Origin of the sequence: Chitinophaga sancti, assembly GCF_034087045.1 — a bacterium.
Taxonomy (GTDB): Bacteria; Bacteroidota; Bacteroidia; order Chitinophagales; family Chitinophagaceae; genus Chitinophaga; species Chitinophaga sancti_B.
Window position 1 is genome coordinate 7,416,795 of the sequence record NZ_CP139247.1, and the last position, 11,837, is coordinate 7,428,631.

The 11,837-nt window shown below is 40.9% G+C and carries 9 protein-coding genes and 1 tRNA gene; 3 read left to right on the forward strand and 7 right to left on the reverse strand.

Translation table 11 applies throughout. The features are described from left to right. Positions 1–30 precede the first annotated feature (30 nt). Both SIO70_RS29635 and SIO70_RS29640 read left to right on the forward strand, forming a co-directional pair. Positions 31–405 carry an STAS domain-containing protein gene (locus SIO70_RS29635; RefSeq protein WP_320577003.1) on the forward strand — a complete coding sequence of 125 codons (375 nt, stop codon included), beginning with the start codon at positions 31–33 and terminating at the stop codon, positions 403–405. A 99-nt stretch (positions 406–504) separates the two neighbouring features. Continuing rightward, positions 505–1,413, forward strand: a complete 909-nt coding sequence (locus SIO70_RS29640; RefSeq protein WP_320577005.1) for a ribonuclease Z — start codon at positions 505–507, stop codon at positions 1,411–1,413. A gap of 51 nt (positions 1,414–1,464) precedes the next feature. On the opposite strand, the gene dapA is transcribed toward SIO70_RS29640, so the two are convergent. Continuing rightward, positions 1,465–2,343 (reverse strand): 4-hydroxy-tetrahydrodipicolinate synthase, encoded by an 879-nt coding sequence (gene dapA / locus SIO70_RS29645; RefSeq protein ID WP_320577006.1) that lies wholly within the window; start codon positions 2,341–2,343, stop codon positions 1,465–1,467. 122 nt (positions 2,344–2,465) lie between these two features. After that, positions 2,466–3,419, reverse strand: coding sequence for an acetyl-CoA carboxylase carboxyltransferase subunit alpha (locus tag SIO70_RS29650; protein WP_320577008.1), 954 nt, complete (start codon positions 3,417–3,419; stop codon positions 2,466–2,468). Positions 3,420–3,594: 175 nt separating this feature from the next. Here SIO70_RS29650 and SIO70_RS29655 point away from each other — a divergent pair. Continuing rightward, a tRNA-Asp gene (locus SIO70_RS29655) sits at positions 3,595–3,668 on the forward strand. Between the two features lie 775 nt (positions 3,669–4,443). Here SIO70_RS29655 and SIO70_RS33570 read toward each other — a convergent pair. The 5 genes from SIO70_RS33570 to SIO70_RS29675 form a co-directional block, all read right to left on the reverse strand. Beyond that, entirely contained in the window at positions 4,444–4,677 is a 234-nt protein-coding gene (locus SIO70_RS33570) for a transposase (RefSeq protein ID WP_414017945.1), read from the reverse strand. 90 nt (positions 4,678–4,767) lie between these two features. Next, positions 4,768–5,784 (reverse strand): hypothetical protein, encoded by a 1,017-nt coding sequence (locus SIO70_RS29660; RefSeq protein ID WP_320577009.1) that lies wholly within the window; start codon positions 5,782–5,784, stop codon positions 4,768–4,770. 24 nt (positions 5,785–5,808) lie between these two features. Further along, positions 5,809–6,801: a hypothetical protein gene (locus SIO70_RS29665; RefSeq protein WP_320577011.1), complete on the reverse strand. Its 993-nt coding sequence runs from the start codon at positions 6,799–6,801 to the stop codon at positions 5,809–5,811. A gap of 852 nt (positions 6,802–7,653) precedes the next feature. After that, positions 7,654–9,027, reverse strand: a complete 1,374-nt coding sequence (locus SIO70_RS29670; RefSeq protein WP_320577013.1) for an IS110 family transposase — start codon at positions 9,025–9,027, stop codon at positions 7,654–7,656. Positions 9,028–10,094: 1,067 nt separating this feature from the next. Continuing rightward, on the reverse strand, positions 10,095–11,174 hold the full coding sequence (locus SIO70_RS29675) for a Fic family protein (protein WP_320577014.1): 1,080 nt from the start codon (positions 11,172–11,174) through the stop codon (positions 10,095–10,097). Positions 11,175–11,837: the final 663 nt, after the last annotated feature.

The window sequence follows — 11,837 nt, forward strand, 5'->3', positions numbered from 1 at the left end:
TACTAAACTTATAAAACAAAATCTTACCGAATGGAATTCAAAATTGATACCAAAGAAAAAATTCTTGTTATACAACCACAAATAAGTTTGCTGGATGCTAATTTGGCAGACGCTTTTGTAAAAGAAGTATCAGATCTACCAGGTTTGGAAGGCCGCAATCTTATACTGGATATGGCATTGGTGTCAAATGTGGAGGAAGCTGGATTGAAAGCCATTTTAACAGTCTACTACCAGCAGTATGACAGCGGTCTGTCCTGCGCCATCACCGGACTAAACAGTGGCCTTTTAGCACAAATTAAAGCTGCCGATGAAAATGTTGTAAACCTTGCCCCTACTATGTTAGAAGCCATCGACCTCGTCATGATGGAAGACCTGGAAAGGGAATTATTAGGGGAAGATGAATAATTTTTGTGTGCCACCTCAGTGAAGGGAATATAGTTCCGGAATGTGGAAAATGGTTCCATATTCCGGAATTTTTCATTTTATAAATACGTATTTTCGGGCATGTTTGCGGTAACCATACTAGGTAATAATTCGGCTCTTCCCACGTTAGACAGGCATCCAACGGCACAGGTAGTCACATGTAACGATATTTTGCTACTCGTAGACTGTGGCGAAGGTACACAAGTACAGATTGCGCGCTATAAGATTCGGCGTAGCCGGCTCAAGTACATCTTTATCAGTCACTTACATGGCGACCATTATTTTGGTCTCATTGGTCTCATCAATACCCTGAGTCTGCTGGGACGCCAGGATCCACTTTATTTATTCGGGCCTCCTGAATTGGAACAGATCCTCAAACTTCAGATGGAGTGTGCGGCTACAACTTTGCAGTTCCAATTGAATTTTACTCCCTTAACAGAAGAAAATCAAGGCGTTATCGTAACCGATAAGGACCTGCAGGTAAGCTATTTTGCGACCAGGCACCGGATTCCCTGCTATGGTTTTGTGTTTGATATGCAAAAACGGAAACGGCGGATTATACCCGAACAGGCAAGGGCATATGAAATTCCTGCGGCCTTTTTCTCCCAGTTAGCCGAAGGAGCTGATTATCAGCGAAAGGATGGCTTACTGGTGAAGAATGACTGGGTCACCCTCCCTCCTGCCCCAGGAAAAAAGTACGTTTATTGTGCAGATACAAAGTATACGGAGGAATTATTGCCATATGTTCATCAGGCAGATCTCGTGTATCACGAAACGACCTATTTACATAATCTGGCAGAAAGAGCGGCGGAAAGATATCACAGCACAAGTGTGCAGGCTGCTACATTAGCGGCAAAAGGAGAGGCTAAAAGATTGATTATCGGACATTTTTCATCGAAGTATACAGATTTAATACCTTTTCTGGAGGAATGCAAACCAGTGTTTCCGAATACTGATTTGTCGCTGGAAGGGGCTACTTACATTATTTAGAAATAAAGAAAAAAGCTTTTGCCTGAGGCAAAAGCTTTTTTCTTTATTTTTTTAACTGAATTTCTTCACAAAAGCTGCAATTCTCGCCTGCAGTCCGTCGCTTACAGGTATTACCGGCAAACGGAACACATTTTCAATCAAACCACCCTCCTGTAAAAACGCTTTCACGCCCGCAGGGTTGTTTTCTTCAAACATGAGATCAAAGGCTTCCTGCAATTTATAATGTAAAGTTCTTGCTGTAGGAAAATCGTTCTGCAGGGCAGCACTTACCATACCAGCGGTATCTTTTGCAAAATAATTGGCTGCTACAGAGATCAAACCATCCATACCGGTTGCAATCTGTGGCATAGCCAGGGCATCATCCCCGCTCACCACGATGAAATCTTTCGGTTTGTCACGGATTATCTGCATGCATTGTACCATATCACCGCTGGCTTCTTTCATAGCCACGATGTTTTCCACCTCATGTGCCAGGCGCAGGGTGGTCTGAGCGGTCATATTACGACCGGTACGACCAGGTACATTGTAGAGAATGACTGGCTTTGGCGCAGCTGCTGCTACGGCCTTATAGTGCTGGAAAATGCCTTCCTGACTTGGTTTGCTGTAATAAGGAGCAACGCTGAGTATGGCAACGGCTTCATCGAGCGGACAGGTTTCGAGACGCTTGACTACATCACGGGTGTTATAGTCTCCAATACCCACCACCACCGGTACGCGTTTCGCTACTTTTTCAAAGGTGAACTTCATGATGTCCAACTTCTCTTCTGCGCTCAGTGTAGGTGTTTCACCGGTTGTCCCCAGGGATACTACATAGTCAACCCCGCCGGCAATCACATGATCGATGACTCTCTCTAAAGCATTCCAGTCGATGCTTTCGTCTTTTTTAAAGGGCGTAACCAGCGCAACGCCGGTGCCTCTTAATTGTTCCATATTACGTAAAAATTCCGGATAAGAAATTCCAAATTGCCCTCTCTGGATCACCCTTCAAGAGGTGAAAATCCTGAAAGGAGGTGCAAAGATGACAATTTGAAATGGTTTATGTCAAATTATTTTTAGCGTTCGTCAAAAAAGCCCATGTTGCTATACTTGTCAATACGCTGCTCGATTCTGGTGTCAGCGTCGAGCTTCTTCAGTTCCGCCAAAGTTTCTTTGATCTTTTGCTTCAGGATCACCGCCATTTCATCAGGGTTTACGTGCGCGCCACCCAGCGGTTCATCGATAACACCATCAACGAGACCAAAGTTCTTCATATGATCAGAGGTCAGTTTCAGCTCTTCGGCAGCTTTTTCCTTGAAGTTCCAGCTACGCCAGAGGATGGTAGAACAGTTTTCAGGAGAAATTACGGTATACCAGCTGTTTTCAAGCATCAGCACACGGTCTCCGATACCGATGCCAAGGGCACCACCGGAAGCACCTTCCCCGATAATGATACAGATAACTGGTACACGCAGCTTCACCATTTCAAATATATTGCGGGCAATTGCCTCACCCTGCCCACGTTCTTCCGCTTCCAGACCTGGGTAAGCACCCGGGGTATCTATGAGCGTTACGATAGGCTTGTTGAACTTTTCTGCCAGTTTCATGAGACGCAATGCCTTGCGATAGCCTTCAGGATTAGCCATACCGAAGTTGCGGATCTGGCGCATTTTGGTATTTACCCCCTTCTGCTGACCGATAAACATCACTGTTTCGCCATCCAGGTCGGCGAAACCGCCTACCATCGCCTTATCGTCCTTTACATTCCTGTCGCCATGCAGCTCCACAAAGTTGGTACACATCTTCTCAATGTACGCCAGGGTATAGGGCCTATCCGGGTGCCTGCTAAGCAGTACCTTTTGGTAACTGGTCAGATGATCATAGATTTCCTGACGGGTATGAGCGATCTTAGACTCATATTCCACCACGGTAGCTGTCACGTCAACACCAGACTTGGCGCCATTCTCTTTCAGTTTTTCCAGCTGATCATACAAGTCCGCAATAGGTTTTTCGAATTCCAGGAATTGCATATTTATGTTATAAATTGGTTAAAGTACGGTGTAAAGATAACGGCTAAAATATTTTTTAAAAAAGATTTGCAAAATTGGTGGGTTTGTCGCTATCTTTGCAATCCCAAAACGGGAAACACAACAGTGTTAAACAGGGGTAGAAGGACTCAGTTTCCTTCGAACTAAATTGGGATAAGGATCAGTAGTTCAGTTGGTTAGAATGCCGCCCTGTCACGGCGGAGGTCGCGGGTTCGAGTCCCGTCTGGTCCGCTAAGAGGGACTGATTATCGAAATGATAATCGGTCCCTTTTTCGTTAGTAACCGTATTGCCCACCTGTTGGGCAATACGGTTGAAAATATAGTTGACTTTTGGAGTTCGAAATGCCTCATTTTGGCGGTCATAGATGATTCCATCGGGGAATACGAGGGTTTGCAGCTTTTCTTTTGCACCTGTGTTACTGGAACGCCATACCATAGCGAGATTGGAAGAAAGAGCTATGGCTTGGTTGATTACTTCTTCTGGGTTCGAAATACTTCCTGTACATTTTTCCAGTTCTGTGGAAATAAGATTACGCTCCTTACTATACCGGGAATAAAACTTATCAAACGTCTCCTGCCCTATTTCTTTTAATACATACCTGCTTTCCTCCAAGCTGTCGATCCTATTATCAATTTCCTTTAATTGGGCGGTTAAAATTTTTTGATGCTCCAAGCTCTCCTTATTCATTTCATTATACTCTTCCATAAGTACATTCTAATGGATTCTACCTGATTATCATTAAAACAGAATTGACTTAGAACATGTTTAAATTTCTTACGGCCTCATTTTAGAAGTAGATTAATGAAAGCTACCTGAATGCAACAGATGATTCAGGTAGCCTTTCATGATCCTTATCTAACCTTCTGAAAAAATTCAGCCATGCGAATGATCGTTCTACCTGCCACCTGCAGGTTTGTGGGACGAAGCCCTTTACTGTCGGCGGTTTTTGGGTTATTTCTATATTCCATTTATAGTAAATTTCAACAGTATCACTGAATTCCCCCCTTAGGCCATATCAGTACGAATTAGCTTCATTCTTGAACTATTTTTTTCTATTCTCCACAATAAGTCAAATCCACCTACAGAGTCATGAATATCTGCTGCACTGACACTGATCGCTATCGGTAAGCCCAGGCTATCCACCGCCAGGTGCCTTTTTCGTCCATTAATATGTTTTCCGCCATCAATGCCCGTTTCTATATTTATAAATGGACTCCTTTTTATACTCTGGCTATCAATCGCTGCTGTAGAAGGTGCATAATTTCGGCCTACCGCATAAACATCATTATTCTGTACGTAAAATGTTCTGAAATTAAGTTGGCAGCAAGTTTACTTAATAATAAGTGTACCGGGTTGTGAATATTGGGCGTCATAAGTAAGCTGAGTACCTTCATTATTCTTCCATAATTTTACAATATTGGAAACCTGGCCCAAAATATAAATAACACTATCTTTTTTGGCTATTTCAAAAGGAACTGCCGGATTGGTACCGTCTTTGAATTCGGTAGTCACTCCATTCTTCCATATTTTGCCTGTTTTATTGGCACCAATGTTTTCTTCCAGTGTGGCATATACATCTTTACCGTCTACCAACAGACCGTAAACGTATGTCTGGTATTTGCCATCAGAGAGTGTAGTTGGGGTTCCGTTCTTCCAGATTTTCGCTACGGCTACCTGTGCACTATTGAACTCGATCCCGCCCACATATACATCAGTTCCAGAAACAAAAACTTTAGATAGACCAATATAAGCCTTGCCATCAGTTAATTTGGTAGGCTGGCCATTTTTCCAAATCATACCTACATTAGGAACAGATGCGTTGTTGGAATACATGGCTTCTCCTATCACATATAAGTCATCACCAACCACTTCCATGTCGCTTACAGTAGTTCCAAAAGTGGCATCACTACTAAGGGTCGTTGCCACGCCGTTTTTCCAGACTTTAGCAACCATCTTGCCGACATATTCGTAACCTGCGACATAAACATTTTTATTTGAAACATTGATGGCTTTTGCCTGCAATTGACTATTGGCGGTTGCAAGTGTATCCGCTTTACCATTCTTCCAAAGCAGGATGTAATTGCGATTTGAGCCCTGGATGGAACCACTTGAAACTGCATAAACATCATTACCATCTACAGCAATATCCATGAGCGTGGCATCGTAAGAAGCAGATGTATTGTCTTTCCATATTTTAGAGGTGTATTTGCCGGAAGCATCGGCGGAACCGGCAAGTGCGTAGACTGTAGTTTTTTGGGGATCGTTACCGGTCGTTTCCTGATTATCTTTGCTGCAGGACATTAATAAGATAGTCGCAATAAATGTTGCCAGAATGTTTGTTTTCATGTTAAATTATTAGGATATAGTTAATTATTTAATTTTGCTACAATCGATACGTTCACCGTTGGTGCGAACTTTCAGGCTACCATACTTTCCGTTGCCTTCATAAGGACGTTCGAAGATCACGTTGTCATAATAACAGTTACCTGTCTTTTTATCTTTATAGGCAACCATGATATAACGGTCAGTTTGTTTGTATAAGATCACTCCCAGTGCATTTTTCATCACTTTATAGTCATCACCGGGGCCAACTACAAACTTTAAAACTTCGATGTTCTCAGGCAGGAATTTCAGGATGTTGGCTTTACTCAGCTGGGGGTCCGCAAAAGCATGACTGGGCTGATCAAATTCTTCCGGCAGATCAGCTTTCATTGCATCGTCATTCTGGGCAAAAGAATTGGCTTTCTGCTGGATAGGCGCAACAAATGCTGCAAAACTGTGGGTGTTCTTTGTTGTCAGGTAAAAGGTACCTTCCAGTCCTTCCACTTTCCAGTTGAATTCCGTTTTCACACCTGGTTCTATGTGTTGCATTACCATTGCAATAAGTGACGGAGCCTGAAGACGGTCAGCGTATAAAGTAGTGGCTTGTTTTGGGTCAGCCAGTACATCAAAGTCGAGCTGGGTGGCTTCCTGGTTGGCTTTTGTAACGTCGATCTTTACCTGGTTCACGTTATAATCGTCGTCATCGGCTTCCTTGTGGGCTACATCGAAGGTGATTGTATTGTCAGATACATATTCTTTGAGCGGCTTCGGGAAAACGATCCGTCCATAGATATAATCTCCTTCTGTAAAATCGGAGCTGGCACCTGTGGTGCCTTCACCAAACCTTGTTTTTGAAAAGTAGATGTTAACTTGTCCCATTTTTTTGTTTACTGTTGAAGTTGTTGTGTTTGCATTACTCTTAAGTTCTTTTGCTTTGTCAGCACCAGAGCTGGCCTTTTCTGCCAGTTTACCAAATTGAGCGCTGGCATCTTCTGTGGTAAAGAGCACGGCCAGTAGCCCGGTAAGAAGCATTCTTTTCATTCTATTTAGGTTTTCTATATTAATACCATGTTTATGAAGGAGTTGTAACGTAAAATAATGTCGCATTTCCATTTCCACGCCTTACCCGGGCATCAAACGGGCAATTTTCACAGTAAAGCAGGCATTCAGGTATGCGGAGTCTCCCGTGGTAATAACGATTATGGGTTAAGAAGGGGGACAGGTCATACAGGATACAGTTGGTATTGTCGGCATTATCTCTTGTAGAAATTTTTGGGCAAAGTTCAGAAAGCTCCCGGTCAAATCCATTTACATTTGGCAAGATTTTTTCATATTTATGGGGGGGGGGGGATAAATATAAATGACAATTGAAATGAAGTATAAAAAAGGTGCCAAAAATGTACTGAAATGCAATACAGTATTGTATTGTCCTGCTTTGTCAAAAGCTATAATTTATCAATTCCTTCCACTATCTCTTTAATTTGTTTGATAAGAATCCTCGGCTTGACATCATCAGTATGATAGTCTTTACCTGACTTGAATTGTTTAGTAATTTCTGCAAAGTACCTATTAAGAAATATTAAAAAAAAACCATGAAATTATACAAACAAAAGAGCTGGTTCTTTATAAACCAGCTCTTTTGATAACTTTCTAATCATTTTCTATAGTGCTTATTATACCACCTGTGCCAAGCCTCCCATATCTTTTTGCTAAACCAGATCCGTCCAATTAAAGTACCTTCTCCATCAGCTGGAATTCCTGTATACTCTTCCATAAATTTTATCTGCATGGGACAGTTAAAATATTTATTCTTCATAGGATTTTCATTAACCACCGAGTCTAGTGGCTTTCATAGAGCTGATTTCCCACCTTTCTAACAGTACTTCCATATAACTAAGCGACATGTTTTTTTAGTGATTCCAGCTTTCTTTCCAAGTAAGCGATTTTGGCATTTTTCCGCTGTTCCTGATATTGTTGCAAATCTAAAGGATTGAACTCTACCTTATTTGTAACCATTTTATAGTAAATAGTTGCTATTTTATTGGCGGTTGCTACAATAGCATACTTGTTTCCTCCTTTCGCCTTCATCCGTCTAAAATAGTCTCCCAGCCAGTGATCACTTCGCTGAACACCGTTAGCTGCCATCCGGAATGCCTGGCTGGCGGAATTAGGCTTCTTTTTCATCAACTTACTGCTGATTATTTTTCCGCCCGATTTTTTAGTGTTGGGGCATAAATTCAACCAGGACACAAAATGTTTTTCGCTTTTCCATTTACTCAAGTCAGTTCCTGTTTCTGACAGTATTTCCAAGGCACAGATGTCACTCATTCCATAAATAGCCAGGACATCGACCCGAAGAATATTTTTCAAAAATGATCTGGTATTAAATATAGGAGCGTTTTTACTCCTCTTTTTTGCTTTGGACAGAATATCTTCTTTCTTTGTTTCTATCAAAGGGATCTCTCCTTCATTTTGTATAGCTGCATACCTCTGTAATTGTGCTTCTATTGCTTTCTCGCATGCTATAATTCGTTGCTGAAAGAATTTGTAACTGATATAATTCTCTTCCAATGTGAACAACTGCTCCGCGCGCCAGTTGCCTTCTAATGATTTTATTATAACTTCATGACTAGCTTTTATGCGATAATCAAGAAATGGCAAAAAATTCGCAGCATTTCTTTCTCCGGCAATGATAGCTTCGATGATGGCTGTACCAGACTTACCCACTATATCGCTGATCACTGTATGCAATTTAATATTCATCATCTCCAGTGCCTTTTGCATCCGCAATACAAACCGGCTACTTTCCTCGGTAAGGGTTCTCCTGTGACGAACCAATGTTCGCAATGTTTCCTGCTCATTTTCCGGCAAATAGCTGCTTTTTACTAATCCGCAACTATGCAGTTGTTGTAGCCATTCCGCGTCACTCTGATCCGTTTTTCTACCGGTGACATTGCGTACATGCTGTGCATTGACCAAATAAACATCAAATCCATACAGAATCAAATAGTTGAATAAAGGTTTCCAGTAAACCCCTGTGCTTTCCATCGCTATGGTATCTATGCCACATTTTTCCAACCAATCAACTATTTCCTTTAGATCACAACTCATCGTTCCAAAGACTCGAACAGACTGTTGATCTCGATCTTTGGGAACTGCCACTGCATGGATGGTATCCCCAATGTCAATTCCTGCGGCATTCGGATTAACTACAGGCATTGGTACAAAACCTGGATTTGCTACTTTTTTGGATGTTTTTTTTGGCATAGACTTTTTACTTTAAGAAGCAAAAGAGCTTTGCCTTCAAGCATAAATAAGTATAATCTTCCATACGGGGTCTAGCCCCAATTTGAAACCTAAAAAGCAAGAAGAACCAAACTATGAGATGAATTTTATATTCATTGGACTGTCAGGTCTTACTGCAAAGTCTTTTGCTTTTTAAATTTATATTATTCTTGAACATCAGTCGGTGGGCCGCCCCCAGTTATTTTGCGCGAAACATAAGCTGGTTATTCGTATACTATGAGGATGCTAAGACTGCCTTCGTCCTTCTCCTTATCTTCGATCTCTCTCGATGCGGATACCTCCTCGTATTACCTTTTCTTAGCGCATAGCAAGGTGGTAATACAAACCTTGGATGCCTGGATTATTTCTTATTCGGTAAATCCTTAAAAAAAAACCGACTTCCGTTCGGAGACGTTAGGCTCTCCTGTGTTCCCGTATTACCCCTGTCTGCCTTTGATATGTTCTCAGACACCGGTAGAATCGCCCCTGCTCGTCAATAACGCAAGTTTGATGTTGCATTAGCTTTTCGAACAGCTAAAGCTTCAACATCGTGGACAGTTTCGAGGCTCTGGTAGCATACCTTCAGCAGTCACTGTCTACGCTTCGTGCCATCATCTCTAATGACTACGCAAGACTCGCTTCCGGTGGTTGACTAAACCTTGTCGGGCAGGATTGGTCACCTGCCGGGTAATTTCGAGGCGTTTCATCTATAAATTCCCGCCTCACGGACTTTGCACAACGCAATCGAACTTCGTCCCCGGTAGCCCGCAAGCTTTAAGCCCTCAGGTCGAAAGATCTGGGGGCTTTGTTTTGAGATGGAAAAAATATTTGTTTTGAAATGGAATTTGCCTGTCATGTCATGAATAATTTTGACTGTAACAGGTCCGGGGGGTCGAATCCATCTTTCTCCGCGAAAAGCAAGACCCGCTCTATAAGCGGGTCTTGCTTTTTTACACATAATCATGAATCCCTAACTTGTTTGTTTTCAACTACATTTAAGTTCGAAATCAATTGAATTTTCTGATGTAGCAATTCCCTGTTAATGTTAATTAACTTTTTAGCAGTGCAAATAAGCTTGTATTGATATACAATATTTCCTTCCACACACGCCTGGATTCTAATATCCCGATTTCTTCCAATCCTTTCAGATATTTAGATGCAGTAATTCTTGATACACCTAATCGCTCAATCACATATTCAATTCTACAATAAGGCTGTTCAAATAATAGTTCTACCAACTCTTTATCATATAGCTTTTCAGCCTCAAGTTTTATTTTCTCCTGTGTGGTAATAAATAACCTATTAATCTCTTTAATCTGATTAATTGTTTGCTTTGCAGTTTGCTCAATTCCGTTCAGGATATAAAGAATCCATTCTTCCCATTCTCCACTTATGCGCACTTTCTGTAACAGTCTGTAATAGTCAGGTTTATTCTTTATTATGAAATCACTCAGATATAATATCGGACTATCAATCAATCCATGAATGATCAAATAAAGCACATTGATGATTCTTCCGGTGCAACCATTACCATCATAGAAGGGATGAATACTTTCAAACTGATAATGTTGTATTGCCAGTTTAATAAGGGGAGAAAGATCGTCTTTATAGTTTAAATATTCTTCCAGATTTTTCATCAGCTTAAGGATAGTATCATAGTCATCAGGGGGAGTGTAAATAACTTCTCCTGTAGCTCCATTACGCAATGCTGTTCCTGGTAATTTACGTATACCTGCATTATTCTCTTCCAGCTTTTGTTGAATACTGACAATTGAGTTGGTGTTTAAAAATCCTTTCTGCCTGATAAAATTGAATCCATATAAAACTGCTTCCCGATAGCGAAGCACCTCCTTCGTTGCCGGATCAACTAAGGATGTATCAGCAGATAATGCCTGATAAAGTTTATCCTGAGTTGTAATAACATTTTCAATCTCTGAACTGGCACTTGCTTCTTTTAATATAACTGCATTGAGCAAAATATTGGGATTGGGTAGAATATTGGCCAATCCTTTTAACTCCGCTAAAGCCACTGACGAATTAACCAATTGCCTTAATATAGGCAGGGTTTCTATCATCGTTCTTCGTGGAGGAAGTGGAATAAGATCATTATATGGCTTATCAGGCTTCATACATAGAAATTATACATGAGGCAATTGTCATGTAAAGATAATTCAATTTTTTATACATGACAAGTAATAAATAAAGAAGAATTGCAGTTAATCAATTCATTATCAATAATATAATAATTTTATCAGATGTAGATATAGTGTAGCCAATCGCTGATATTTTTGGAAGGTGATTTTTGTAACACTGATGTTTCGATATCAAACCAAGTATACCCCTAAAGATGTAAATGAAATTTGATCTATATCTGGCTTTCAACAGATTTTTAATTTCATTTTACCAATAAAGTTGTGAATCTCAGATAAATCTTCTGTAAATAGGTTAGAAAGTTGTCACCCAGTAGCCCGCTAAATCCCGAAGGACCCCTCGCTAGTCACGGGTTTTTCTATTTAGGTTGATTAGTTAGTCGATTTCACCCCATTGCGATTGACAATATTATTTTCTTCACACACCTTATGCTTGATTTGACAATGCAAAAGTCTATAGAAGTATAGTGACTGCACGGGAACTACATAGTAAGTTCAGTGTGTGGTAAATCTCATTATTTCGAAATCAGGCTTAGGGCTTCTTTTTAAACAATGCACTATTCATACAGACCAAGGAACTCGTAAAGGCTAAAGTTTCCGAACTCACACCACCAACATGATGATACAAATCTTCATCATCAC